The 26,642-nt window shown below is 63.3% G+C and carries 21 protein-coding genes and 1 pseudogene; 8 read left to right on the forward strand and 14 right to left on the reverse strand.

The annotated features are described in order from the left end of the window. Positions 1–7: 7 nt before the first annotated feature. Together prpE and DYST_RS06485 are read right to left on the reverse strand one after the other, a co-directional pair. A complete protein-coding gene (prpE, locus tag DYST_RS06480) occupies positions 8–1,897 on the reverse strand; it encodes a propionate--CoA ligase (protein WP_239952081.1) in 1,890 nt (629 codons plus the stop codon). Between the two features lie 123 nt (positions 1,898–2,020). Next, positions 2,021–2,362, reverse strand: coding sequence for a hypothetical protein (locus tag DYST_RS06485; RefSeq protein WP_102303477.1), 342 nt, complete (start codon positions 2,360–2,362; stop codon positions 2,021–2,023). A 117-nt stretch (positions 2,363–2,479) separates the two neighbouring features. Between DYST_RS06485 and DYST_RS06490 the strand changes: the two genes are divergently transcribed. Then, positions 2,480–3,514, forward strand: a complete 1,035-nt coding sequence (locus tag DYST_RS06490) for a MerR family transcriptional regulator (RefSeq protein WP_239950801.1) — start codon at positions 2,480–2,482, stop codon at positions 3,512–3,514. A 63-nt stretch (positions 3,515–3,577) separates the two neighbouring features. Here DYST_RS06490 and DYST_RS06495 read toward each other — a convergent pair whose 3' ends face one another. Together DYST_RS06495 and DYST_RS06500 are read right to left on the reverse strand one after the other, a co-directional pair. Then, the gene (locus DYST_RS06495) at positions 3,578–4,564 is read right to left on the reverse strand and encodes a malate dehydrogenase (RefSeq protein ID WP_239950802.1); all 987 of its coding nucleotides are present in this window, start codon (positions 4,562–4,564) and stop codon (positions 3,578–3,580) included. A gap of 76 nt (positions 4,565–4,640) precedes the next feature. Further along, positions 4,641–5,840, reverse strand: a complete 1,200-nt coding sequence (locus DYST_RS06500; RefSeq protein ID WP_239950803.1) for an aminotransferase class I/II-fold pyridoxal phosphate-dependent enzyme — start codon at positions 5,838–5,840, stop codon at positions 4,641–4,643. Positions 5,841–6,103: 263 nt separating this feature from the next. On the opposite strand from DYST_RS06500, the gene DYST_RS06505 reads away from it, so the two are divergent. Next, positions 6,104–6,361, forward strand: coding sequence for a GlsB/YeaQ/YmgE family stress response membrane protein (locus DYST_RS06505; RefSeq protein ID WP_102303473.1), 258 nt, complete (start codon positions 6,104–6,106; stop codon positions 6,359–6,361). A 51-nt stretch (positions 6,362–6,412) separates the two neighbouring features. On the opposite strand, the gene DYST_RS06510 is transcribed toward DYST_RS06505, so the two are convergent. From DYST_RS06510 to DYST_RS06520, 3 genes are all read right to left on the reverse strand, one after another. Then, positions 6,413–6,847 carry a YidB family protein gene (locus DYST_RS06510; RefSeq protein ID WP_239950804.1) on the reverse strand — a complete coding sequence of 145 codons (435 nt, stop codon included), beginning with the start codon at positions 6,845–6,847 and terminating at the stop codon, positions 6,413–6,415. 175 nt (positions 6,848–7,022) lie between these two features. Further along, positions 7,023–7,532 carry a peptidylprolyl isomerase gene (locus tag DYST_RS06515; protein WP_239950806.1) on the reverse strand — a complete coding sequence of 170 codons (510 nt, stop codon included), beginning with the start codon at positions 7,530–7,532 and terminating at the stop codon, positions 7,023–7,025. A gap of 106 nt (positions 7,533–7,638) precedes the next feature. Beyond that, a complete protein-coding gene (locus DYST_RS06520) occupies positions 7,639–9,504 on the reverse strand; it encodes a D-(-)-3-hydroxybutyrate oligomer hydrolase (protein WP_239950807.1) in 1,866 nt (621 codons plus the stop codon). A gap of 130 nt (positions 9,505–9,634) precedes the next feature. Between DYST_RS06520 and DYST_RS06525 the strand changes: the two genes are divergently transcribed. Continuing rightward, positions 9,635–10,291, forward strand: coding sequence for a response regulator transcription factor (locus tag DYST_RS06525; RefSeq protein WP_239950809.1), 657 nt, complete (start codon positions 9,635–9,637; stop codon positions 10,289–10,291). Positions 10,292–10,321: 30 nt separating this feature from the next. Here the strand turns inward: DYST_RS06525 and DYST_RS06530 are convergent, their stop codons facing one another. The 3 genes and pseudogenes from DYST_RS06530 to DYST_RS24155 form a co-directional block, all read right to left on the reverse strand. Continuing rightward, positions 10,322–13,624, reverse strand: a complete 3,303-nt coding sequence (locus tag DYST_RS06530; protein ID WP_239950811.1) for a hybrid sensor histidine kinase/response regulator — start codon at positions 13,622–13,624, stop codon at positions 10,322–10,324. 114 nt (positions 13,625–13,738) lie between these two features. Continuing rightward, positions 13,739–14,755: an extracellular catalytic domain type 2 short-chain-length polyhydroxyalkanoate depolymerase gene (locus tag DYST_RS06535; protein WP_239950813.1), complete on the reverse strand. Its 1,017-nt coding sequence runs from the start codon at positions 14,753–14,755 to the stop codon at positions 13,739–13,741. A gap of 20 nt (positions 14,756–14,775) precedes the next feature. Further along, a pseudogene (locus DYST_RS24155) lies at positions 14,776–17,005 on the reverse strand (TonB-dependent receptor). Between the two features lie 177 nt (positions 17,006–17,182). Between DYST_RS24155 and DYST_RS06545 the strand changes: the two are divergent. Further along, a complete protein-coding gene (locus DYST_RS06545; RefSeq protein ID WP_239950814.1) occupies positions 17,183–18,580 on the forward strand; it encodes a GntP family permease in 1,398 nt (465 codons plus the stop codon). A gap of 234 nt (positions 18,581–18,814) precedes the next feature. Beyond that, positions 18,815–20,665 carry a translational GTPase TypA gene (gene typA / locus DYST_RS06550; protein ID WP_102303465.1) on the forward strand — a complete coding sequence of 617 codons (1,851 nt, stop codon included), beginning with the start codon at positions 18,815–18,817 and terminating at the stop codon, positions 20,663–20,665. Positions 20,666–20,730: 65 nt separating this feature from the next. On the opposite strand, the gene DYST_RS06555 is transcribed toward typA, so the two are convergent. Further along, on the reverse strand, positions 20,731–21,336 hold the full coding sequence (locus DYST_RS06555; protein WP_239950816.1) for a class I SAM-dependent DNA methyltransferase: 606 nt from the start codon (positions 21,334–21,336) through the stop codon (positions 20,731–20,733). 108 nt (positions 21,337–21,444) lie between these two features. On the opposite strand from DYST_RS06555, the gene DYST_RS06560 reads away from it, so the two are divergent. The 3 genes from DYST_RS06560 (at position 21,445) to DYST_RS06570 (ending at position 24,701) form a co-directional block, all read left to right on the forward strand. Next, positions 21,445–21,732 (forward strand): hypothetical protein, encoded by a 288-nt coding sequence (locus tag DYST_RS06560; RefSeq protein WP_239950818.1) that lies wholly within the window; start codon positions 21,445–21,447, stop codon positions 21,730–21,732. A 204-nt stretch (positions 21,733–21,936) separates the two neighbouring features. Further along, positions 21,937–23,487: a DUF1800 domain-containing protein gene (locus tag DYST_RS06565; RefSeq protein ID WP_239950819.1), complete on the forward strand. Its 1,551-nt coding sequence runs from the start codon at positions 21,937–21,939 to the stop codon at positions 23,485–23,487. Between the two features lie 11 nt (positions 23,488–23,498). Further along, on the forward strand, positions 23,499–24,701 hold the full coding sequence (locus DYST_RS06570) for a DUF1501 domain-containing protein (RefSeq protein ID WP_102303460.1): 1,203 nt from the start codon (positions 23,499–23,501) through the stop codon (positions 24,699–24,701). Between the two features lie 72 nt (positions 24,702–24,773). On the opposite strand, the gene DYST_RS06575 is transcribed toward DYST_RS06570, so the two are convergent. The 3 genes from DYST_RS06575 to DYST_RS06585 are packed head-to-tail and all read right to left on the reverse strand — an operon-like array spanning position 24,774 to position 26,503. Next, positions 24,774–25,220, reverse strand: a complete 447-nt coding sequence (locus DYST_RS06575; RefSeq protein WP_239950821.1) for a DUF1579 family protein — start codon at positions 25,218–25,220, stop codon at positions 24,774–24,776. A 3-nt stretch (positions 25,221–25,223) separates the two neighbouring features. Beyond that, positions 25,224–26,141: a sensor domain-containing protein gene (locus tag DYST_RS06580; RefSeq protein WP_239950823.1), complete on the reverse strand. Its 918-nt coding sequence runs from the start codon at positions 26,139–26,141 to the stop codon at positions 25,224–25,226. Further along, positions 26,141–26,503 carry a PadR family transcriptional regulator gene (locus DYST_RS06585; protein WP_239950825.1) on the reverse strand — a complete coding sequence of 121 codons (363 nt, stop codon included), beginning with the start codon at positions 26,501–26,503 and terminating at the stop codon, positions 26,141–26,143. Before DYST_RS06585 ends, DYST_RS06580 begins: the two co-directional genes overlap by 1 nt. Between the last annotated feature and the right edge of the window lie 139 nt (positions 26,504–26,642).

A 26,642-nucleotide genomic window follows, 5' to 3' on the forward strand; every position in this document is an offset into this window, starting at 1 on the left:
CCGCGCCTCAAGCATCGGCACCGCGATCCAACGCGCGCCGTACTTCCTCCAGTGCGCCGGGATCATCCAGCGTGGAGAGGTCACCCGGATCGGTGTGTTGCACCAGCGCCTGCAGCGAACGCCGCAGCAACTTGCCAGAGCGCGTCTTGGGCAAGGCATTCACTACGTAGACGCGTGCTGGACGCGCCAGCTTGCCGAGTTGGTCGACCACGCGCTGCTGCATGGCCTTCGCGACGTCGCTCGATCCTTCGGTCACGCCCTGTCTGAGCGTGGCGAACACTACCGGCACCTGCCCTTTCAGTTCATCCTGCACACCGATCACAGCAGCCTCAGCGCACGCTGGATGCGTCGCCACGGATTCTTCGATCTCACGCGTACCCAACCGGTGCCCGGCCACATTGATGACATCGTCGGTGCGTCCGAGGATGTTGGTGTAGCCGTTTTCATCGCGGATCGCCCAATCCAGCGAGCTGTAGAGCAGCTCCTTGAAATGGCCGAAGTAACTGGCGACATAACGCGCATCATCGCCCCATACCGTGGAGAGGCACCCCGGCGGCAACGGTGGCACGAACACCAGCACGCCCTTCTGATGGGATGGGAGTTCTTCACCCGTGACTTCGTCGATCACCTTTATGCGATAACCGGGCGCGGGCAATCCAGGCGAACCGAACTTCACCGGCTTCAGATCGAGGCCCGGCATCAGCGTGATCGCTGGCCAGCCGGTTTCCGTCTGCCAGTAGTTGTCGATCACCGGTACGCCCAGGCCTTCGGTAATCCAATGCGCGGTCGGTTCGTCCAGCGGTTCGCCAGCAAGGAACAGCCATTTCAGTTTGGACAGGTCGTACTTCTTCAGCCAGCTTGCATCCTGCTTTTTCAACACACGGATGCCGGTCGGCGAAGAGAACATGGTGCGCACACCATAGCGCTCGCACAGTTGCCACCAGATGCCGGGGTCCGGATGCGTAGGCAGCCCTTCGTAAAGCAACGACGTAGCGCCACCGATCAACGGCCCATACACGTTGTACGAATGCCCCACCGCCCACCCCACGTCCGAGGTGGAAAACATCACCTGCCCCGGCGCGACGTCGAAGATCGTCGCCATCGACATCGCCATGGCTACGGCGTAGCCGCCCACATCGCGCTGAATGCCTTTGGGCTTGCCTGTGGTGCCCGACGTATACAGCAGGTAGCTGGGCTCGTTTGATTCCAGCCATTCCACCGGCACCTCGGCACCCTCGTACGAAGCGCGCAGGCTGGCGTAGTCGAGATCACGGCCGGCCACGCGCGTCATCTGTGGGTCGAGCCCGCGATCGACGATCAATACGTGCGGCGGCCGATGCGTCGCCTCATCCAGCGCCGCATCCACCAGCGGCTTGTAGGGAATGACCTTGCCGCCGCGCATGCCGGCGTCCGCGGCAATCAGCAGCTTCGGCGCGGCATCGTCGATGCGCAAAGCGAGATTGTGGGCCGCGAAGCCGCCGAAAACCACCGAATGAATGGCGCCGATGCGCGCACATGCCAGCATGGCAAACACGGCTTCAGCGATGTTGGGCAGATAGATCACCACACGATCGCCCTTGCCGACACCCAGCGAGGCGAGCACCGCCGCGAACGTGTTTACCTCGCGATACAGGTCGCGATAGGTGAACTCGTTCGTGATGCCGGTTTCGGCGGAAATCGCCACCAGCGCCAACTGGCCACCGCGCGCGTCCAGATGCCGGTCGACGGCGTTGTAGCAAAGGTTGGTGGTGCCGCCGACGAACCACTGGCGAAATGGCGGATGGGAAACATCGAGAATGCGCTCGGGCGGCGTGTGCCAGTGGATGCGTTGCGCCTGCTCCGCCCAGAAGGATTCCGGCTGCTCTATCGATCGCTGATAGAACTCCTCGTAGCGCATCGCGATCACCCTCACTTCAACGGCTGATCGGCGTAGCCTAGATCAGCCATACCCTGCAGGCTGTGCGACCTTGGTCGAGTCGCGCGGACGGTAGCCATGCGTGGCAACCGTCCGCATGAAACCTTAGAGGCAGGACACCGCTGCATCGCGATAAGCAGGGTTGTAATCCTTCTTGCTGTTCTGGGTTTCGTACATCATGACCTGCGCGCCGGTACCATCGGCCGTCACGCTGATCAGCTCGTTCGCGCCCGACTTGTCACGTCCCGTCAGCTCACCCGACTGATCCTTGTGCGATGCGCTGGCCTCGGCCGTCTCCGCCCACTTCGCGCGCACGCATTCCAGGTAGGTGGGAATGTCCTTGTTGGTACGGCTGCTCATCTTGGGCGTGGTGTCGCGCAGGCCATGCATGCCACCGCAAGCGGTCAGGAGGGCGCAGCAGGTGGCGATCGCAAATAGTTGCTTCATATCCGGCTTCCAGTCGAGGATCCGCTGATTTAACCATGAAGCGGCGCCGGACGGAGAGGCTTGACCCTCACGTCGCGTGAGCCCCCCAGAGTGCGTGGCACGTAACGAGGACACCCCATGGAACTGACCGTAGGCGAACTTGCAAGGCGCAGCGGACTCACCATCCGCACGCTCCACCACTACGACGCCATCGGCCTGCTGGTGCCCTCGCTGCGCTCCGCTGCCGGCTACCGGTTGTACGACCGGGCCAACATCGAACGCCTGCATCGTATTCAGGCCCTGCGCCAGTTGGGCTTGTCGCTGGCCGACATCGGAACTGCCCTGTCCGGGCCTCAGGCCCCGCTGACCGACGTGATCGAAGGCCAGATGGCGCAACTCGATCACGAGATCACCAAGGCAACACGGTTGCGCAAGCAACTGGGTCTGCTGCACGCGCAGCTGGCGTCCGGACAGTCCCCCGATCTGGCCGACTGGCTGGACACTCTGGAGCTGATGACGATGTTCGAGAATTATTTTTCCAGCGAGGAAATCAAGCAACTGCCGCTGCTGCACGACGCGGCCACGCGTGCCGAATGGAGCGCCATGGTCAGTACCGTGCAAGCGGCGATGGACCGTGGCGTTTCACCGGAGGCGCCCGAAGCACAGATCCTGGCGCTCCGCTGGATGCGCACACTCTACCGAGACACCAGCGGCAATCCGGACTTCCTGGTGCGCCTCAATCGCATGCACGACAACGAGCCGGGCTCCTGGGATGCGCAAGGCGTCTCGGTCCCCATGCGGCGCTTCATCGAAGAGGCCTTTGTGGAAGGGCGGCTAGCGATCTACCAGCGCTATCTGAAGCCCGACGAATTCGCGTTCATGCGTCAGCACTATGGCGCGACCTTCAACACCTGGCCGCCACTGCTGGCCGCGCTGCGCAAGGCGATGGTGGACGGTGTGCCACCAGACGATCCGCAAGCCCGTGAGCTCGGCAAGCAATGGGCAGCGTTGTTCCGCGCCTACGCGGGCGACGATCCGGCCACCCATGAACGTATCCGCGAAGCCCACGCGAAAGAGCCCGATCTCACCGACAGTTCGTGGTCCGACGAGGCGCTGATCGGTTACGTCAGGACCATCCTCGCCGCGTTGCAGGCCACGCCACGCGCGCATTGATGTGCCCACACGCAACAAGGGCGGCCCATGGCCGCCCTTGTTGTGGCAACGATGACTGTTCGCTTACTTCTTGGCGAACAGGTGCTCGACGCCGGCGCGCTCTTCGCGCAGTTCCTTGTTGGTGGCATCCATGCGGCCACGCGAGAACGCGTTGATGTCCAGGCCCTGCACGATGGCGTACTTGCCATCCTTCACGGTCACCGGGTAGCCGTAGATCACGCCCGGCTCGATGCCGTACGAACCGTCGGACGGAATACCCATCGAGGCCCAATCACCTTCCGCGGTACCCAGTGCCCAGGTGCGCATGTGATCGATGGCGGCCGAAGCAGCCGAGGCGGCGGACGAAGCGCCACGAGCCTTGATGATGGCGGCGCCACGCTGCTGAACGGTCGGGATGAAATCGCTCTCGTACCAGGCCTGGTCGACCAGCGACAGCGCCGGCTTGCCGTCCACGGTGGCGTGGTGCAGATCCGGGTACTGCGTGGAGCTGTGGTTGCCCCAGATGGTCATCTTCTTGATGTCGGTGTTGTGCTTGCCGGTCTTCTCGGCCAGCTGCGACAGCGCACGGTTGTGGTCCAAACGGACCATCGCGGTGAAGCACTTCGGATCGAGGTCCGGGGCGTTCTGCTGGGCGATCAACGCATTGGTGTTGGCCGGGTTGCCGACCACCAGCACGCGCACGTCACGCTTGGCGTGATCGTTCAGCGCCTTGCCCTGCGGGCCAAAGATGGCGCCGTTGGCTTCGAGCAGGTCCTTGCGCTCCATGCCCGGGCCGCGCGGACGCGCACCGACGAGCAGCGCGTAATCCACATCCTTGAAGGCGACGTTGACGTCGTCGGTGGCGACCACGCCAGCCAGCGTCGGGAACGCGCAATCGTTGAGTTCCATCACCACACCCTGCAGCGTAGGCAGCGCCGGGGTGATTTCCAGCAGATGCAGGATTACCGGCTGGTCCGGACCCAGCATGTCGCCCGCAGCAATGCGGAACAGCAGGGCGTAACCGATCTGGCCGGCAGCGCCGGTAACGGCAACACGAACGGGTGCTTTCATCGGAGAAACTCCTTCAACTTGGCTGAGGACTTACAAAAGACAAGGCCCGCACCAACCGGCACGGGCCCCAAAACCGTCAGGTCAGTTCAGCAAAGAACGCCTGGATACGTTCCAACCCGGGCTGCAATTGTGCGGTCGGGCAGGTATAGGAAATGCGCATGGCGCGCGGCTCACCAAAGGCCGAGCCCGGCACACAGGCCACGCCTTTGGCTTCGAGCAGCGCAGCGCAGAAATCGACGTCATTGTCGATGCGCTGACCGTTATGGCTCTTGCCGAAGGCCACGGAGATGTCCGGGAACGCGTAGAACGCGCCCTGCGGCGTCGGGCACACCACGCCAGGAATCGCACGCAACGCGCTGACGACCACATCGCGCTTTCCGGCGAACTCTTTGCACTTGGCCTCCGGCACGTCCTGCGGACCCGCGAATGCAGCCACGGCGGCCGCCGTAACCACTTCGGGCACGCTGGTGATGTGGTTGGAATTGAGCGTGGTGATGGCTTTGGCCACGTTCTCGGGGCCCGCGATGAGGCCCACGCGCCAACCCGGCATGCCGTAGGTCTTGGACACGGAGTCGACGAAGATCAGGCGATCCTTCAGCTCCGGCTTTGCATGCACGAAGTTGTGATAGCCGATGCCATCGAACACCATCGAATTGTAGATGTCGTCGGTGATGATCCAGGTGTCCGGGTACTTCGCCAACACCTCGGCAAGCGCAGCGATTTCATCGCGCGTGTACACCATGCCCGTCGGGTTGGACGGGTTGTTGAACAGGAACACCTTGGGCTTGCGCGCGAGCGCCGCGTCGAGCTGTGCAGGCGTGAGCTTGTAGTTCTGCTCGGGGCCGCAATGCAGGATGTTGGCCTTGGCACCGAGGATGTCTGCGATATCGCGATAGGTCGTCCAGAACGGCGCGGCAAAGGCGATCTCATCGCCTTCGTTCAACAGCGCCTCGCCCAGGTTGTACAGCACCTGCTTGGCGCCGATGCCGATGGACAGGTTGGCGCGGCCATAGCCCTTGAAGCCGAGCTTTTCGATATGCACCAGGAAGGCATCGAGCAGCGCATCCGCGCCACGGTTGCTGCCGTACTGACCGGAGTCGTGCTGGAGTGCTTCGCGCGCGGCGGCATACACATGCTCGCCGGGAAGAAAATTGGGAACACCAATGGAGAAGCTGATGATGTCGCGACCGGCAGCTTTGAGCTGCTTGGCCTTTTCGGCGATGACCATGATCGCACTGGGCTTGGCGCGACCGACACGCTGGGCGAGCTGGGGCATGACTTCCTCTTGTTCGGGGACAGACAGGGAAAGACAGCAAACCCCGCAATTTTAGCATGCGGCGGCGCGCCATCCGCCCATCCGGCATGGTCAGATGGTCGAATTTCCCATCCCGGAGGTGCGCTGACATGTGGGTAAGCGCATCATGGGCTTGCCAGACCGCCCGGCCCGGATGGGGCCGGATGGATGGCAGGGGCCCGCCGGATGCAGGCCAGCCGTTCTGAACAGGAGACCTTTCCAACGCTCACCAAGGACATACGCGTATGCATTGGTTATGGGTAATCATTGTCGGTCTGGTCGTAGGCATCATCGCCAAGGCGGTAACCCCGGGCAAAGAGGCCATGGGGTGGATCATCACCGCCATCCTCGGCATTGCCGGTTCGTTCATTTCCACCTACGTCGGCGAAAAACTGGGGTGGTGGCCGGAAGCCGGTGTTATGCACTTCATCGGATCGATCATCGGCGCGGTCGTGCTGCTGGTGATCTATCACGCACTGTTCCGTCGCGGCGCCACCTCGTAACGCCCTCGTTCCGGCGGCGCCTTGCGCGCCGCCGGAACGTACTACATGCCTTCAGGCAGCCTTGCCGCCACCGCCAAACAGCTTGCCCGCCAGCGAGGCGAGCGAACCCAGATCGAAACCACCCTGCCCTTGTGCCGGCACTTGGCCATCTGGCGTCAGGTGATCGACCGCATGCGGCAGCACCTGCGAGAGCTGGCCGAGCAGCTGACCCTGGTCCACGCCCATCTTGCTCGCCGCTTCCTGCAGCACCGAACCGAGGCCGCCATTCTGCAGGGCCTGCCCCAGCTGCTCACTGGACACTTGCTGGTTGGCACCCGAGCCGACCCACGACTGCACCGCATCGCCCAGGCCATGCTGCTGCAGCGTGGACACCAGCCCCTGCACGCCACCTGCCTTATCGATGAGCTGGCCGGCAATGGCCACGAGATTAGAACCGCCGGCCTGATTGCCCTGCGCGGCACCGAGTAGATCGTTGAGGAAAGACATGGCCGTACCTCCATGGAAAGGGAAAAAATGCGCATCGCGCGATGCACATCACGCGCCGTGTGGAGCCGCTCGATTCTAGGCCTCGAAAAGTCACTTAGCCATGACAGAGAAGGCTGAAAAAAAGCCGCCGTCATCACTGACGGCGGCTTTTTCACACAACCCACACGAATTGGGATCAGCCGCGCTCGTCGAGCACCGCGTTCCATTCCTTCACACGGTCAGCCTGGGCGGCCAGCAGCGCGTCCACGTCGCCTTCCACGGTGACCTTCTCGATCACGTCGCCCTGCTGGACCGCGTCGACCACGGCCTGGTCTTCCGCGCTCAGCACTTCGCCGAACACGCTGTGCTTGCCGTCGAGCCACGGCGTGGCGCCATGGGTGATGAAGAACTGGCTGCCGTTGGTCCGCGGGCCGGCATTGGCCATGGACAGCACGCCCGGCTTGTCATGGCGCAGCGAGGGGTTGAACTCGTCTTCGAAGCGGTAGCCCGGGCCACCGCGACCACTGCCTTCGGGGCAACCGCCCTGGACCATGAAGTCGGCGATGACGCGGTGGAACGACAGACCGTCGTAATAGCCGCGACGGGCCAGATTGACGAAGCTGGCCACGGTCACCGGGGTCTTGTCATCGTGCAAGCGCAGATGGATGGGACCGCGGTTGGTGGTGAAGGTGACGTTGATGGTCATCGGTATTCCTTGATTCTCGAAAGCGGCGCGCAACCACGCGCACCCTGCGGGCCGGCAAGGATACCCCACCCAGCGTGACAGTCCGATCCCCCGCGCCCCGAATGGCTCAGCCCGGGCCCGGCGTCCAGGCTGCCGGCAGATCCAGGGCCTCCTTCGACAGGGCACCCGTACCCCGCGGCGTCGAAGCCGGCGTCGGCACCAAGGCCGGCCAGGGTGCGCCTTCATATAAATGAGCCCACAGGCGATCCAGTGCCGCGTAACCGTAAGGCAGTAGCGGCACGTGCTGGGCGCCGAAGCCGGGAATGGGGAGGAACGCATCGAAATGCTGGGCGTGCGGTACTTTCCAGTACAGCGGATGCGCGCCCCCTGCCCGGAGCCACGCCACGTACGGTTCCGAGGTAAAGGTGGTAGGCAGCAACCCATCGGAAGCGCCGTGCACCACCCATAGGGGCAAGCTGGCGCGCGGCATCTTCACCGTTGTCGCGGCAACACCATCGCGCAGTGGCTGGGTGCTGGCATCCGTGTCATCCCACAACGAGCGCAGGCAAAGCGTGCCTGGCAAAGTGGGGTCGGCCGAATGGTCGGTACCGCCGAACAGGCCAACGCCGTTGCCCGGTGGAATGCCGGATGCATCCGCCCACCAACTCGCCTTGGTGGCAGCATCGACCGGCCCCGGCGCACCGTGCGCTCCCAGCCCGGCGTAGTGGAAACCGCATGGCATGTCGTCCGGCCCACGACGCATGTATGCCGAGGCGTAGCCCGCCGTGATCGCACGCCACAAATCCAACGCCGTAGTGGAAGCGGCAGTGGTCATGGCGTCATCCGTCCAGCCGCCGGCACGCAGGTGTTCATAGGCCTGTGCCGCCTGCTGGGCAACGCGCGTGCCACTGACCAGTCCGTGTTCATGCAACTGATGACAACGCTGCGCCCACGCGGGCGGTACGTCGCCCTGCGGCGTACGCGCCATGGGCGCGCTGTCGAACCGCGCATCGACCAACGCACAGGGAAGCCATATCGCGGCATCGGTGGCGTAATCGAACAACGCACGTCCCTGCCCTGGTACACGCACATTGGGTTCCAGCGCCACCACGCCAGCGAGCAGATGCCCGTCGTCCAACCCAGCGGCCTGTAGCACGGCGCCGCCGCCGTTGGACAAACCCGTCGCGATGATGCGCGTGTTCTGCGCCGTGAACGGCGCCTGCTCGGGGAAGGCGCGATCGAGCATGGCCAACCCGAACTGCGCGGCCTGCAAAACGTGTCGGCCCCAGTCGGCCTCGGGATTGTCGCCCGAATGCAGGTGCTTGACGGCGATGTCGCCGTGCGTCGCTTCCTTGGCCGGCTCGAATTCCAGCGTGGTGCTGCCGCGCTTTGCGCGCGTACCGTCGAGCGCAACACCCGTATCGTCGGCGGGGTCGAAATAACCCCCGCCGGTTCCCTTGTCCGTATAAGCCACGGCGCAACCGCGCGGCAGGCCCCACGCACCCGCAAGCGCAATAGCGCCATAGATGCCTCGCGAACCCGAGGATGCCGTCACTACCAGGCAGCGATGCGAACGGTCGAAATTGTCCGGCACCTGCAGTAACACGCGATGCGGCGAATGCGCGTCCGGTATCCACGCGAAGGCTTGGTATTCACGGCCCGGCACATTGGGTACGGCGCCGTAGACGTGCCCGTAGCCGCCGAGCGGCCCCAGGTCCGCAATGCCCTTCCAACTGGTCTGGATCGCGCGGCGCCGCAACTCCGCCGGCGTCGGTTGCAACGGATGCGCGATGGACGAAGGCGCACCGGCTAACCCGTCCAGCCCCAGGCCAGCGCTGAGCAGGTCATCGCCCTGCCGGTGCTCGGTCACGCGTACCTCACCGCGCACGAATTCGGGGGCCTGCATGCCGGACTCCTTGGTGACGCTCGGCGCCGCGCACGAGGCGAGCAGCGGAACGAGCAGCAACGTCCATCGAGAAAGGGGGTTAGTCATGACCACCACCATAACAAGCAGGTGCGCGTCTGCCATCGTACGAAAGTCCAGCATGTCACCGATCACCCCGGCGTGATGGGGTGACTATCTGACCTCGACGCAGGCCTTCGCCTTGGCTAACGTCAGCGCTATGACACGCCTGCTGATCGCCGACGACCATCCGCTGTTTCGCGCTGCACTGCGGCAAGCCGCCAACGACAGCGTGGAAGGCTGCGACGTGGTGGAAGCCGCCGACCTGCACAGCGTGCTCAACGCCCTCGCTGGCGATCCCGATATCGACCTGGTGCTGCTGGACCTGCACATGCCAGGCAGCCAAGGCTTATCGGGACTGGCGACGCTGCGTGGCCAATTTCCCAGCGTGGCCGTGCTGGTGGTGTCAGCACATGACGAGGCACGGACCGTGCGCCGCGCACTGGACCATGGCGCGGCAGGCTTCATCCCCAAGAGCGCCACTCCGGCCGAGATCGCCCAAGCCATCCGGAGCGTGCTCGACTGCGGCCGCTGGCTACCCTCGGCATTGGCTCAAGCCGTGGCGGCATTGCCCGCCGATGCTGCCGACGTGGACCTCGCCTCCCGTCTCGCGCGACTGACCGAGCAGCAATACCGCGTGCTGTCCTTGTTGGGCGAGGGTCTGCTCAACAAACAGATCGCCGATCGCCTGACGATCCAGGAACGCACCGTAAAGGCACACGTTACCGCCATCTTCGAAAAGCTCGGCGTGCGCAACCGCACGCAGGCGGGCGTGTTACTGCGTTCGCTGGACTTGGCGGAGTCGGCGCGGATCTGACCGCCTCTACATAAAACTCAGCGCGACGCGCTATGGCCGTGCCACCGCCACCCGCTGCAACACCTGCCGCAATGCCAGCGGCTTGAGCGGTTTGTACAACACGCCGATACCGCGATCGAGCAGACGCTGGCGCAAATCGCCATCGCGGTCGGCCGTGAGGATGACCGTGGGCACGCGGCTCCCATCGCCACCCAGCGCGCTCAGGACATCCAGCCCCGTGCAACCGCCGTCGAGGTGGTAGTCGAAGATGTGCAGATCCGGCACCCACGGCGCCGCGCGCGCTTGCTCCAACGTGCGCGCCGCGTGCACCTGCCAACCCCAGCCATCCAGCAACACGCAGAGTGCCGACAACGCTGCGGGCTCGTTATCGAGCACCAGCGCACGCCCTGCCGACAAAGGCTGTGGCTCGAATACGGACGGCGAAGGTTGCGGCGCGGCCAGTGCCAGCGGTACCGACAAGGCGAACACGCTGCCACGACCCGGCCACGATTGCAGACTGATGGGGTGATCGAGCAACGCCGCCATACGCTGCGCGATCGACAGACCCAGGCCAAGACCCTGCCCGCCCGCCGCACTGCCGCGACGGAACTCGTCGAAGATCCATTGTTGCTCGCCCGCCTCGATGCCGGGCCCGTTGTCCCATACCTGCAGCAGTAACCTCCCGCTGCGACGGCGCACGCCGAGCACCACGCGGCCGTGCTCGGCATAGCGCAACGCATTGGAAAGAAAGTTTTGCAGCACGCGGCGCAGCAACTGAGGATCGGAATGCACCCAATGGTGCGTTCCAACTACATCAAAGCGAACGCCTTTGTCACTCGCCATGGCACGGAATTCCGCCGCCAGCGGATCAAACACATCAGCCAACGCAAAGCCGCGCATCTGCGGCTGCAATCGGCCCGCTTCCAGTCGGGCCATATCAAGCAAACCGGCAAGCAGACCTTCTGTGGAAGACAGTGCGCCGTGCAGGTGCCGCACAGTGGAAGGATCCGTGCCGCGTTCGGCCAGGGCATGCGCGAACAACTGTGCGGCATGCAGCGGCTGCATCAGGTCATGGCTTACTGCAGCCAGGAAGCGGCTCTTGGCCTGGTTAGCGCGCTGCGCTTCGGCTGTCGCATCAACCAGGGCGCGCGTGCGCTCGTCGACACGCTGCTCCAGCGTTTCGTTTGATGCCTTGAGTGCACCCTCTGCCTGGCGAAAGGCCGTGACGTCGGTAAACGTCGCCACGAAACCACCGCCCGGCATGGGATTGCCGCGGATCTCGACGATGGTTCCGTCAGGGAAGCGACGCTCGGAAAGATGACGCGTGCCTGCGCGCATGTGGGTCAGACGTCGCTGCACGCCTTCATCCGTCGCGACGGTGCCGATCATGCCTCGCTCGATGTTGTAACGCGTGAGATCCGCCACCGGACGCCCAACCTGCAACAGCTCGGACGGATAGCCAAACAGGCTCGCATAACGGCGATTCCAGGCCACCAGTCGAAGTTCTGCATCTACCACGCAGATGCCCTGGCTCATGTTCTCCAGTGCCGCTTCGAGCACACGCTGGTTGAAGCGCAGATCCTGTGCCGCTTCACCGACGATAGCGGCCACCGTATCCAGCTCTTCGCGGCGCTGCTGCCGCACGACTTCCAGCAAAAGACGAGAAGATGCCGCGCCGATCACTGCGGCCAACTCATGCTCCACCGCCGCGACGCGCGCGTTGCCGGCAACGCCTTGCTTCGGGGCATCCTGGAACAAATGCTCGACACGCTCGGCGGGAAGAAACCGCGAGGCCAGCGCATGCAACTCCGCCACGCCGATATCGCCCACATTGACCGCGCGTGGCGCATGACCGAAGCGCGAACCGGTCACAGCCATCATCACGGCCACATTGGCGATCAGACTGACCACGACCGCCCGCGCGAGCCGGCTCCAATCGTTGAGGCCAAGCAACCCGTCTGGTGCGAGCCACGCGATACCAAATGGGCCACTTTGCCACCACGCCGGCCCGTGCGGCTGCATTGCCGGAAGCAACGCGTACAGCCAAACCAGCGTGCCTATCGCCAGGCCCATCGTGACCGCACGCGGCCCCAACTGCGGCCGGTACACCGCCGCCAATAACGCGGGAGCTAGCCCCGCCAGCGCGGAGAATGAAATGGCGCCGATATCCGCCAACGCGTCGTTACGCGCCAGTACGCGGCTATAGCCCCAAGCCAATAGGATCACCGCGAGAATGGCAACCCGCCGCTGGTTGATCACCTCGCCGCGCAGGTCACCGCTTTCATCGCGCCCCCAACCCGCGCGCACACGCAACGGCGCAATGAAGTGGTTCACGATCATCAGGCTCAACGCCAGCGTCGCCACCACCACCATGCTGGTCGCCGCACTCAGACCGCCGAGGAACGCCAACAAGGCCAGTCCGTGCTGCCCGCGCGCAAGCGGAAGCGCCAGCACATAGAGATCCGACGGCACGCCGCCGGGGCCCAGCCAAGCATCACCCAACCGCGCCAACGGCAGCAGCGGCAACGAGATCAGCAACATATACAACGGGAACAACCAGCGTGCCGTGCGCAGATGCGAGGTATCACGGCACTCCACCACACCCGCATGGAACTGGTGTGGCAAGGTAAACATCGCCAATGCGCCCAGCAGGATCAGCGCAGGGAACCCGGTGCTGTCGTGCTGCGTGGTGGCACTCGCGACCAGCTCGCGGCTTTGGGGTGACAACAGTAGCGTGCCCAGCGCCAGCATCGCTCCCAGCTTGAACAGCGATTCGAACGCCATCGCCAGCACGAGGCCGCGATTGTGCGCCATCGCTGATGCGCGCCGCGTGCCGAACAGCATGGCGAACAAGGCCATCAGCAAGGCGACGTAGAGCGCGCTGTCCTGCCAAGGGTTGGCCTCGTTGAGCTGCCCGCGGCTGAGCATGCCGTAGCTCATCGCCACCGCCTTCAACTGCAGCGCGATGTAGGGGACGATGCCGATCAGCACCACCACCGTCACCAACGCCGCCAAACCGGTATGCCGTCCAAGGCGCACCGCGATCAAGTCGGCCAGCGAGCCTGCGTTGTAGTCGCGTGCGAGTTGCACCAATCGCCGCAACACGGCAATGGCGAACACATACATAAGGATGGCGCCCACGAACGTCGGCGGCAGCCACCAGCCGGAACGGCTGGCCTGCGTAACCGTGCCGTAGAACGTCCATGAGGTGCAGTGAATGGCGAGCGACAACGCATAGACAATGGACCAGCGTCGCTCGAACAACGCCGGTCGCCGCTCGCCGATCAGAGCCACGCCAAACAGCAAACCGAGCCAGACGAGTGCCGCGGCAGTGATGGTGCCGGCGGTCAGCATGGGAAGGCGTGCCTTGCCAAAGATGACGCAAAACTCAAGCTCATGCGCCCCCACCTACCGTCATCCTGGCCCACCCCTCAGCCCAGCCCTCTCCCCAAAGGGGAGAGGGCGAAATCACGGCAAGCCCAAGGCTTTGACAGCATCCACCACCCAGCGCGTCTGCACGCCCTGACGGCTGTCGTAGTTGTCTCCCGAATATCCCCACCAGTCCCAGCATGCCTGCGGATTCATGGGCGCAGTGCTCGCGCGGGTTTGAGGATACAGGACGACTACGTCGTACACGTCGGCCCAGCGATTGAACCCGGCATCGTTCACGAATGCCTCTCCCACGGCGTCAGCGTTCTGCTTGCAACCATGAAACGCCACCATCAGGCCGCAGCGCTTGCGAGCGGCGCAATCGGGTGGCAGATAGACGTAACCGGTGGGCGCAAGGAAGGCGTCCGCACCACCAGGGCGATACGCGTCCTGATTGAAGCGGCGCAGTTCGCCCTTGGGTGCGGAAGCGTCGCGAGCTGGCTTGCCGAACATCTGCCGGAAAATCTCGCCCGCCGCATCGAACCCGCAATGACCAAGATACGGCGAAACGGACTTGTCGCAATCATCGCCCGTAGCGGCAATGGGCAGATTGTGCGCAAAAACGCGTCCGCCATCGTCGGTGACTTTCAGCGATTTGAGTGCGGGCTCCGAATCACGCAATTGCTCGTAGAACCGGGCGGTCGTCTCGGCCACGACCGGTGCCACCACGGCATCGTCCTTGCCATGCAGCAGGTAGACCTGACCATGCGCGAGGCCTTTCAGTGCGCCGATGTCGCCGGAAGCAGCACGCTGCTTTGCCTTTGCCGCCAGCGCCGCCGCATCCGGCGCCGGCACACCTTTCATGCATGTGCTGAGTGCCAGGTCCAAGCGCCCCGCCGCGCACCCAAACGGACCGCCTGCGACCAATGCTGCCGACGGGAATAGCTCGGGGTACGCCAACTGCATCTGCGTCGCCATGTATGCACCGGACGAAAGACCAGCGACCGCCACCTTGGCCGGATCAAGCTTCAGCTTGGGCAACGGCGGCGCCTCGTCCGCACAGGCGACACCGGACAGCAGGAACACACCACACAGCAAACCGGTCAGGTATCGCATGCGCATCTCCTTGGCGAGAATCAGAACGTGTACTTGGCGGTGAGCGTCACCATGCGCGGCGCGCCGTAGAAGCCCGTGACGATACCGAGTGCAGCAATGTTGTAGCCCGTGGTGCGGTAGGACTTGTTGGCCAGGTTGCTGCCCTGCAGGCTGAGCGTCCACGGCTGGTCGATGCGCCACACGATGCCCGCATTCCACAGCCCATACGACGGCTGCATGATCAGCGGCGACAGTGTCGTCTCCGGGTACACGCTGGTCTGGTAGGTGTAGTTGATACGACCGCTCACGCTGCCGCCGTTATCCAGCGGAATGGTGTGCTCCAGATTCAGACCACCCGACCACTTCGGCGCATTGGTAAAGCGCTGCGTGTCGGCGATATTGACGCCGGCACTTTCGAAGTCGGTGTACTTGGTGTGCAGGTAGGCCCAGTTGCCGCTGAAGGTCCAGTTTTCCACCGGCGTCCACGCGAACTCCTCTTCCCAGCCGTCGATATGGCCCTTGCCTGCGTTGGTGAAGTCACCGAAGAAGCCCTGCGCGCCGTTGGGCAGCGTGTAGGAGCTGAACACGGAAAGCTGGATATCCGAGTAGATGTTGTGGAACAACGCCGTGTTCAACATCAGCGAGTCGTCGAAGAACGACATCTTGCTGCCGATTTCGTACGACGACACCTTCTCGTCCGCGATCGGACGACACGACTGCGGAATCGCCGAGCAGTTCGCGCGAATGTTGTAGCCGCCGGAATGGAAACCTTGGCTGTAGCTGGCGTAGAGCTTCACCTGATCGGTGACGGCATAGTCCAGCGACACCTTGGGCGACACATTATGCGAGGTATGCGAGCCGCTGAAATCGGCCAGTGTCCCGACCGGCGTGGTAAAGGTCCCGTCCGAGTAGCTGTAGTTCTGGATAACGGCCGACTTCTTCTCACTGGTGTAGCGCAGACCAAGGTCCAGACTCCACTGCGGACTGATGTCCCAGGTAAAGTCGCCATAGCCCGCGTAGCTCTTGGTGCCGATGTTGCCGCCGGTGCTGCCGTACTGCGAGAACAGCGGGTAGTACGGCGGCGATCCCAGGAAGATGTTGTGGATCTCACCCTTGGCCGTACCGTCGAAATAGAACAGACCAAATACGCCGTGGATCGAGCCGCCGTTGTCGTAGTTCGCCTGTAGCTCCTGCGTGAACTGATGGTCCTTATAGACCGCGTTGACGTCGGCGATCTTCTCCGGAAGCGTGTCGAAGTCGATATTGGAATCCGTAGACGAGCCGCGATACGAGGTGATGGACTTCAGCGTCCAGTCCTGACTGACGATCCAGTTCAAGGTCAACGCCGTGCCCCACAGCGTGGTGTGGTTGAGCTGATCCATACCGCTGCGCGTGTCGTAATCGCTCGACAGCGGCTTGTAGGTCGGGTCGAACGAATTGACCTGCAGCATCTTCGCGCCGCGCGGATTGGAATTATCACGCAGGCCATCCATCGACAACTGGGCATTGAAGTCGGATGTGGGGAAGAAGCCCAACGACGCACGTGCCGCATTACTGTTCTTGTTGCCGTTGCGGCTATCGCTGATCAGATCCTTGCCGAAGCCGTCGTTATGTTCACTGGCATACGCAATGCGACCACGCCACACGCCGTCGGAGGTGGCGCCGCCCACGCTGCCCTTGATGTCCTTTTCGCCATGCGTGCCCACCGTGCCTTCCACCGATCCTTCGGTCTTGGTGGGTAGTGGGTTAGACACGTATTTGATGGCGCCGCCAATGGTGTTTTTGCCGTACAGGCTGCCCTGCGGGCCGCGCAGCACTTCGATGCGGTTGGTGTCGAATACGTCGAGCACTGTGCCCTGGGGGCGCGCCATATAGACGTCGTCTCAGGTAGATACCCACCGCGGGATCGAAACCCCAGGTGGGATCAGCCTGGCCAACGCCGCGGATATACGCGGTCAACGTGGTATTGGAACCGCGCGCCGCATAGATCTGCAGTGAGGGCACCTTGCCCTGCAGGTCGGCCAGGTTCTGCACGTTCTGGTTGAACAGCGACTGCGCGGTAAAGGCACTGACGGCGATGGGCACGTCCTGCAGGGTCTCCTCGCGTTTGCGCGCGGTTACCTTGATGCCTTCCAGTTGCTTCGCTTCGGACGGCTTGGCCGTGGATGCCGACGTGGTGCTGCTCTGCGGTGCGTCGTCGGCATATGCCGTCACCAGGCATGACAAACCCACCACCAGACCGATCGCCAGACTCAGATGCGTGCGTTTCATAGCTCCCCCGCTCCCCTTGCTTTGATGCATCCCATGGACACAGGACGCCGAATGCCACGGAGCTTAGGCAGCACCTTCGCGCACCACACTTGTACCTTCGTACAGTGCCGCACATCGACGCGCCTCCGGATACTCGCCGCACGACGATGCCCACGACGGGCGTCTGGGGAATCGACGATGGCGTTTCTGATCGTGTTGGCCGCACTGTGCTTTCTGATGTTCGCGGCTTATCGCGGCTACAGCGTGATCCTGTTCGCACCCGTGGCGGCGCTTGGCGCAGTGCTGCTGACCGACCCGTCGCTGGTGGCGCCGATGTTCACCGGGCTGTTCATGGACAAGATGGTCGGCTTCCTCAAGCTGTACTTTCCCGTATTCATGCTCGGCGCGATCTTTGGCAAGGTCATCGAGCTGTCCGGCTTCTCTAAGTCTATCGTCGCGGCCACCATCGGCCTGCTGGGACGCAGCCGCGCAATGCTGTCCATCGTGATCGTGTGCGCCCTGCTCACCTACGGCGGCGTGTCGCTGTTCGTGGTGGTGTTCGCCGTATATCCGTTCGCGGCGGAACTGTTCCGGCAGTCCAACATTCCCAAGCGCCTCATTCCCGGCACCATCGCGCTGGGCGCGTTCACCTTCACCATGGATTCGCTGCCGGGTACGCCGCAGATCCAGAACATCATTCCCACGTCGTTCTTCGGCACCAATGCGTGGGCTGCGCCGTGGCTGGGTACGTTGGGCGCGGTGTTCATCCTGATCGTTGGCATGCTTTATCTCGAATCACGCCGACGCAAAGCGATGGCGGCAGGCGAAGGCTATGGCACGGAACTCGTCAACGAACCGGTCGCTTTCGAAGGCGGCACGCTCACCCATCCGCTGATCGCCCTGCTGCCGCTGGTGCTGGTCGGCGTATTGAACAAGCTGCTGGGCGATGCTCTTCCCCGCTGGTACGGCACCAGTTATTCGTTCCTGCCGGCAGTGATCGGCGAGACCAAGCCCGTGGTGCAGGAGATCCCCAAGATCGCCGCCATCTGGGCCGTCGAAGGCGCCCTGCTGGTCGGCATTCTCTGTGTGCTCGCGTTTGCCTGGCGCCCCGTGACCCGGCGCTTCGCCGAAGGCAGCAAGGCGGCAGTGGGCGGAGCATTGCTGGCCTCCATGAACACGGCGTCCGAATATGGCTTTGGGGCGGTCATCGCCGCCCTGCCGGGGTTCCGGGTCATTGCCAACGCCCTGCACGCCATCCCGCATCCGCTGGTGAACGAAGCCGTCACCGTTACCGCGCTGGCCGGCATCACCGGCTCGGCCTCGGGGGGCATGGGCATCGCCCTGGGCGCCATGGCGGATACCTTCATCCGCAATGCGCAGGCCGCCGGCATCCCGATGGAAGTGCTGCACCGCGTGGCCGCCATGGCCTCCGGTGGCATGGATACCCTGCCCCACAACGGCGCGGTGATCACCCTGCTGGCCGTGACCGGGCTGACCCATCGCCAGTCCTACCGGGACATTTTTGCCATCACGGTCATCAAGACCCTGGCCGTGTTCGTGGTGATCCTGGCGTACGGGCTTACCGGGCTGGTCTGAGCCTCCCCTCCTGTTTCTCCCCCTCGGCCCGCCCGGCTTCATTTGGCGGGCCGCTTTCTTTGCGTCGGCAAAGGGGCGAGGGCCCCTGCTTTCGTTGCAATGAAGGGCGGAAACACCTGCCTGAACGAATTTGTTAAGACCTTTCAAGCAAGCGGTCACATAACTCCGTATAATCCCGGAGTTATCCCTACTGAAACCTCACGCGACGGCCTCGCGCCGCCCCGAGCCGACCTCATGTCCATCGAAAATCTGCGCAATATCGCCATCGTCGCCCACGTCGACCACGGCAAGACCACGCTCGTTGACCAGCTGCTCAAGCAGTCCGGCACCCTCAACGAGCGCACTGTGCTCGCCGAGCGCGTGATGGACAGCAACGACCAGGAAAAGGAGCGTGGCATCACGATCCTGGCCAAGAACACGGCCATCACCTGGGAAAACAAGAAGACCGGCGCCAAGAACCGCATCAACATTGTCGACACCCCAGGCCATGCCGACTTCGGTGGCGAGGTGGAGCGCGTGCTGTCGATGGTGGACACCGTGCTCATCCTGGTGGACGCGATGGACGGCCCGATGCCGCAGACGCGCTTCGTGACCCAGAAGGCGTTCGCCATGGGCTTCAAGCCCATCGTCGTCGTCAACAAGGTTGACCGCCCGGGCGCCCGTCCGGAGTGGGTGGTCGAGCAGGTGTGGGATCTCTTCGAGAAGCTCGGCGCCACCGATGAGCAGATGGAATTCCCGATCGTTTACGCCTCGGCGCTGAACGGTTACGCCTCGCTGGACGAAAACGCCCGCGAAGGCGACATGACCCCGCTGTACGAAGCGATCATGCAGCACGCCCCCAAGCCGGACGTGGATCCGGAAGGCGCCTTCCAGATGCGCATCAGCCAGCTGGACTACAACAACTTCGTCGGCGTCATCGGCATCGGCCGCATCCAGCGCGGCACCCTGAAGAAGGGCATGCCGGTCTCGGTGATCGACCGTGAAGGCAAGAAGCGCCAGGGCAAGATCGGCCAGGTGCTGGGCTTCCTCGGCCTCGAGCGCATTGAACAGGATTCGGCCGAAGCCGGCGATATCGTCGCCATCTCGGGTATCCCCGAGCTGACCATTTCCGACACCGTCACCTCGATCGACACGCCCGAAGCGCTGCCCGCGCTGAGCGTCGACGAGCCGATGATCAGCATGACCTTCCAGGTCAACAACTCGCCGTTCGTCGGCAGCAAGGATCTGTCCGGCGGCAAGTTCCTCACCAGCCGTCAGCTGCGTGAGCGCCTCGACCGCGAGAAGGTGCACAACGTGGCGCTGCGCGTGGAAGATGGTTCCGACGCCGACAAGTTCCTGGTCTCGGGCCGTGGCGAACTACACCTTTCGGTGCTGATCGAAAACATGCGTCGCGAAGGCTACGAGCTGGCCGTGTCGCGTCCGGAAGTGATCATCAAGGACATCGACGGCCAGAAGATGGAGCCGATCGAGCAGCTGGTGGTCGACATCGAAGAGCAGCACCAGGGCGGCGTCATGGAGCGCCTGGGCATCCGCAAGGGTGATCTGAAGAACATGGTGTCGGACGGCAAGGGCCGCGTGCGCCTTGAGTACCTGATCCCGGCCCGTGGCCTGATCGGCTTCCAGAACCAGTTCAAGACCCTCACCCAGGGTTCGGGCCTGCTGTTCCACGTGTTCGACCATTACGGTCCGTACACGCCGGTGGCCATCGCCAAGCGCCTCAACGGTGTGATGATCGCCAACGCTGGCGGCACCACCCCGGCTTACTCGCTTGGACCGCTACAGGATCGCGGCAAGCTGTTCGCCGCTGAAGGCGACTCGGTGTACGAAGGCCAGTTGATCGGCATCCACGCCAAGGACAACGACCTCACCGTCAACGCCATCAAGCCCAAGCCGCTGACCAACATGCGCGCCTCCGGCAAGGACGATGCGATCCAGCTCACCCCGGCGACCAAGTTCTCGCTGGAACAGGCGCTGGACTTCATCGACGACGACGAGCTGGTCGAAGTCACCCCGAAGGAAATCCGCATGCGCAAGAAGCACCTGACGGAAAACGATCGCAAGAAGGCTTCGCGCGGCGTGGCCTGATCGCCCGAGCGACGTACCGCGTAACGAAAAGGCCGCCGAAAGGCGGCCTTTTTCATTCTAGACAATCAAACAGACGACGCCCGCTCCAAAGCCGCTACCCGTCGCTCCAGTCGCGGCCCCAGATAACAATGCGAGCCGCAGGGCATCAGCCCGGCCTCGTTGAACGCCTTCAGGTACCAGGACGGCGCACGTGAATGGAAACCCTCCATGTCGCCGTCCACGCCATCCTTGCTGGTGAACACCTCAAGGAAGGCGACGCCTTCGAGCATATCGCTGATGCCGCCAAGCCCCGCGCGAATTTCCGCGGGCTTGAGGTAATGCAGCACGTCCGTGCACACGACGATGTCGAAACGATGATCGAAGCGCAGATACTCCAGCTGACCAAACCGGGCCAACCCGATATTGCGGCTACGCCCGTAGCGCTCAACGGCGTACTCGCTCGCCTCCAGCCCCTGATAGTGAAGACCGGGTCGGAGCTTCAATAACGGCGCACGCCATACGCCCTCCCCGCATCCCACGTCGAGCACCGAACGTACCGGCCTCCCCAGGTAGTACTCCGCTTGTGCCACCACCATGGCGATCTTGCGGCGCAATTCCGTCGGGGACGCAACCGAATGATCAGGGTGGCGGTACCACTTGTCGAAGTAGGCGCGGTCGTAAATCTTGGTCACAGTACAGCCTCCGGCGTGAACCCGAATGGTAGCGCAGCCGTCATGATCACCTGCCCTGAACATGGTTTGCCGCAGCATTAAGTGCGCAGGAACCTGGGAGCCGCCCGTATGCCCACGATCCGCATTCGCATGACCGGCACGCGCGACGATGCCGACACTCTCCTCACGATTCTTCACGGCATCGACGGCATCGAGCATGTCGAGGAGATTGATGACCCATCGCAGAGCATGCGAGAGGACTCCAGCTCCTCCGATCTCGTCGACGACAACAGCGCCGACTTGTTCTTCATCGAAGTCACCGCGCGTGACACGCTTCATGCGGATGCTGTGCGCGCGGTCGCCGAAGTGGAGGCCTCCGTATTGGGAGCGCTCGTAGAATTCACCGACGACGCCTGAAGCCTCTGTCGCGGGAAAGCATTGAAGCCAAAGGGGATGGCACGCACACGGGCATGTCATCCCTGCGCCAAGCTGTCGCGGCGCATGAATCCCCGCCGAACAATTTTGCGGCACCCACCTCTTCCCCGGTAAGCCGGTCGTCAACTCCCACGTTGACACTCCCAGGTCACGCCGTCGTTCAACTGCCGCCTGGAGCCCGGACGCATGCAGGACACCTCGAACTACCCTTCGCTTCGCACCCGCTCTTGGCTCGCCGCCGTGAGCATGCTGCTCGTCCTTGGCTCCGGAGCGGCCACCGCCCGGGACGCTCATGCGCTTTCGCAAGACGACGTGGACTGGCTCCGCCGAGACAGCTTCGAACTCGACAGCGCTACGGTCGCTACGTACCGCGACCTCGGCCGCTCACACCTGCTCGATCGGCAACTGGACGGACGCGTTGGCGATGACCTGCCCGCGCCGATCACCGCGCTGATCAACTCATACGAAGCCGCCAATACGCCCACCGAGCAGCTCCTGACCAACCTGCGCGACGAGCAGGACAAGATCAAGAACATGCCCGAGGGTGACGACAAAGCCGCCGCGAAGAAAGACCAGCAGCAGCACGCCAACGACCTTCTGCAGCAGGCGCAGGAAATCGAGATGCTGCATGCCATCTATGGGCCTAACCAGCTCAAGGAACAGATGGTGTGGTTCTGGCTCAACCATTTCAGTGTGTACGGCGCCAAGGGGCGCGTGCGCTGGGTTGCCGCCGACTACGTGCAGAACACCATCCGTCCGCATGCACTGGGCAAGTTCCGCGACCTGGTGATGGCCACGCTGGAAAGCCCGGCGATGATGGAGTTCCTGGACAACGCACAGAACGCCAAGGGTCACGTCAACGAAAACTATGCGCGCGAGCTGATGGAGCTGCATACGCTCGGCGTGGGTTCCGGCTATACCCAGCAGGACGTGCAGCAACTGGCGCTGATCCTCACTGGCGCCGGCGTCGCGCCGCTACGCGATCCGGGTGCCGTGCGCCCGCGCGTGGCCGAGATGGTGGTGCGCAACGGCATGTTCGAGTTCAGCCCCAAGCGCCATGACTTCAGCGACAAGGTGCTGCTCGGCCACAAGATCAAGGGCAGTGGTTTCGACGAGATCTCCGAGGCTGTCGACATCATCACCAAGCAACCGGCGTGCGCGCAATTCGTTTCGAAGAAGCTTGCCGAATACTTCATCACCGACGAGCCATCGCCGGAACTGGTGGCGAAGATGGCACATACGTTCCAACGCACCGACGGTGATATCGCCGAGGTGTTGCGCACCATGTTCGAGTCGAAGGAGCTGGCCGCCAGCTACGGCAAAAAGTTCAAGGACCCGATGCAGTTCGTGGTGTCGTCGGTGCGCATGGCCTATGACGGCAAGCCGATCGCCAACGCCAAGCCGCTGCTCAATTGGCTCAACCAGCTGGGCGAGCCCGTATTCGGGCGCCTGACGCCGGATGGCTGGCCATTGGATAGCACCGGTTGGTCCAGCTCCGGACAGATGGCCAAACGCTTCGAGATCGCCGGCGCCATCGGCACTGGCAATAACCGCCTGTTGACGCCGGAAGGCCAGCCCAAGAGTGGTGGTGATTTCCCGATGCTCACCACCCGCCTCTACTACGACACCTTCGATACCAAGCTGAGCACGCCGACGCGTGACGCGCTGGCCAAGGCCACCACTCAGCAGGAATGGAACACCTTCCTGCTTTCTTCGCCTGACTTCAATTACCGCTGAGGCAGACTTCCATGAAACGCCGCGAATTCCTGCTCGCCGCAGCCACCGCTGCTGTCGCCGCTCCCGCCTTGTCGTTTTCAGGAAAACTGTTCGCCGCGCCGGCCAGCAGCCCACGCTTCCTGCTGGTGTTCCTGCGCGGTGGCTACGACAGCAACAACCTGCTGGTGCCCTACAGCAGCGACTTCTACTACGAGTCGCGCCCCACCCTCGCCATCGCCAAGCCTGACCCGTACAACGCCAACAGCACGATCGGGCTGGACGGCAACTGGGGCCTCAACCCGGTGCTGCGGGATTCCATCTACCCGTTGTGGCAGAAACGGCAGGTGGCCTTCGTTCCTTTCGCCGGCACCGACGATATGTCGCGTAGCCATTTCGAGACCCAGGACAACATCGAATCCGGCGAGTCGACGGAGCAACGCAGCAACTTCCGCTCGGGCTTCATGGCGCGCTTGTCGGGCCAGATGAGCACGGTGCCATCCATCGCCTTCACCGACGCCCTGCCGCTATCTTTCCAGGGCAGCGGTCGCGACATTCCCAACATCTCTCTGCGCGGCAATACCAAGCCGGTCTATGACGAGCGCCAGGCCGGCATCCTTGCCGGCATGTACCGCAACACGACGCTTGCCTCAGCCGCGGCGGACGGCCTGGAACTTCGCCAGACCGTGTCGAAGGAACTGCAGGACGAGATGATGAAGGCGAACCGTGGCGCTCCCAACGCCAAGAGCTTCGCCGACGAAACCCAGCGCATCGCCACCATGATGCGCGACCAGTACCGCCTTGGCTTCGTCGACGTAGGCGGCTGGGACACGCACGTCAACCAGGGCAACGTCACCGGCCAGCTCGCCAACAACCTCAGCAATCTCGGCAAGGGCATTGCCGCTTATGCCGACGCGCTGGGTGACGAGTGGAACAACACCGTGGTCGTCGTGGTATCCGAGTTCGGCCGCACCTTCCGCGAGAACGGCAACAAGGGCACCGATCATGGCCACGGCACGGTGTACTGGGTGCTGGGCGGCAAGGTCAACGGCGGCCGTATCGCCGGCCAGCAAGTGGCGGTGAATCCGCAGAGTCTGCTGCAGAACCGCGACTACCCGGTGCTCAACAACTATCGCGACGTACTCGGGGGCTTGATGGGGCGCATGTGGGGGCTATCCGGCAGTCAGTTGCAGTCGGTATTCCCTGGAGCGCGCCCGAGGGATCTGCAACTGGTCTGACGCCAGCGTCATACAAGCGCGCTCCCACAACGGCTTCGTCGCCTTGCTGGAGCGCGCGATGCTCTCCAACCATCAGTCGATACGGCGATAGCTGCCCGTCATCACCGGCTCCCATTTCACTCCGCCGTCGAACGAACTCTCGAGCCGCAACGTCAATACGTTGTCCTCCTCGAACGCGTATACATGCCGCGTCTGCCCGCGCTGCGAACTGCGCACGAAGGTCAGGTTCTCGCCATTCCATACGCCCGGTGCCGGCGTCCCCGGCACGAAGCCATAGCTGTCGAACCAGTGCAGGCTGTACTGATCATGTTCGGGCTCTGCCACGAACACGGCATGCGCCTGCAAGCTGACTGCACCATCGCGTTCCTCGCGGTAGTCCTGCACCAGCACGCGGCCGTTCAATGCCAGGCGCGCCGTGAGGTGCCCTGTGGCGAGTCCGCCTTGCCCCCAACGCGTCGTGGCGATGGTTTCCTCGCCCTGCCAATCGCCCGTCAGACGGGCCAGCATGCTTGCAGACATGGCTCAGTTCCCCTCACCCGACAAACGCACCAGCAAGCCCTTGGCGATGGCACCGTGCAGCTTGCCCAGGCCACGCACCATGTGCAGCGTAACGAACAGCAGGAGGATGCCGGCGATACAGGTCAACACCGCCAACGGCCAGTAGTGGTCGTCACACAACCAGTGCGGAATGCCGCAATTGAGATAGATCACATCCGTCGCACTCAGCGCCTTCAGCACCGGCGTGCCGATGAAGGCAAGCGAAATGCTCAGGAAGGTGATCGTCAACGTGAAGTACAAAATGCCCAGAGGCAGCATCAGCACCATGTAGAACAACGTGGTCCACGTATGCACGTCGGTGAAGATGGCTCCCACCCGCTGGCTCAATGATTTGCCGGCATTCGACGGATACAGCGGTCGACGCGGCATGCGCACGCCCAACATCGTTTCGACGATGCGCCCCTCCAACAACGATAGCGCGCGCACCGTGGCGAGAAAGAGGATGGCGAACGGAATGCCGATGATCAGTACCGACAAGCCCATCGACAGCGAAATGCCCGTCACCGCCCACACGAAATAGAAAATGCCTGTGGCCAGCGCCAGCAGCATGTAGAACAGCGCGCCCCATGTGCGCGAATCGGCGGCAACGCCAAAGAAGCGACCCACCAGCGAGCCCCGCTTTGGCGGCGGCGGCGGACGCAGCGCGCGTTGGATCTTGATCTCCTGGTCGCGATAGATATCCGCCACCTCTTCCGGCGCGCCGTAGGTGCTGACCACGTGGGCCAGCATGTCGGCTTCGCTGCGTTGTGGGTTGTCGGCCAACTCCGCACGCAGATGCTCCTCCGCGTCGTACAGCGCATCCTGGATCAATGCCGGGTCTGCGCCTTTCAGCGCAATGCGCAGCTGCTTCAGGTATTCAACGATCGTGCGTGGTGCGTTCATTACACCCCTCCTTGCAAAACGGCTTCCACGGAGTCGCGCGTGGCCGACCAGGCATCCACCCAATCGCGCAACACCTCGCGCCCCTGCTTCGTTATGCGGTAATAGCGCCGCGGTGGCCCGCTGATGGAAGGCTCCACCTCGCTGGCCAGCAGCCCCGCCCCCTCGAGATTGCGCAGCACGGGATATAGCGCGCTCTGCTTACCTGCAAGCACGCCCTCACCCACTTCCTCCAGGCGCTTGGCGATCTGGTAGCCGTACATCGGCTGCCGCGACTGTGCCAGCACCGCCAGCAGCACCAGCGACACCGTACCCGCCGATAGCTCCTTCTGGAATTTCTTCAGATGGCCGCTGTTGTCTTCCATGCCCCACCCGCACTGCTACATACCTTGGAGTGAACCATAGTACGAAGTTAACAGTAGTGGCCTGGGCCTGAAGTCATACCCTGCCATAAGGCATGGTGGGCATGACACCAATGTATGTACCGGTTGTACAAACATTGGT

This window comes from Dyella terrae (genome assembly GCF_022394535.1).
Lineage (GTDB): Bacteria > Pseudomonadota > Gammaproteobacteria > Xanthomonadales > Rhodanobacteraceae > Dyella.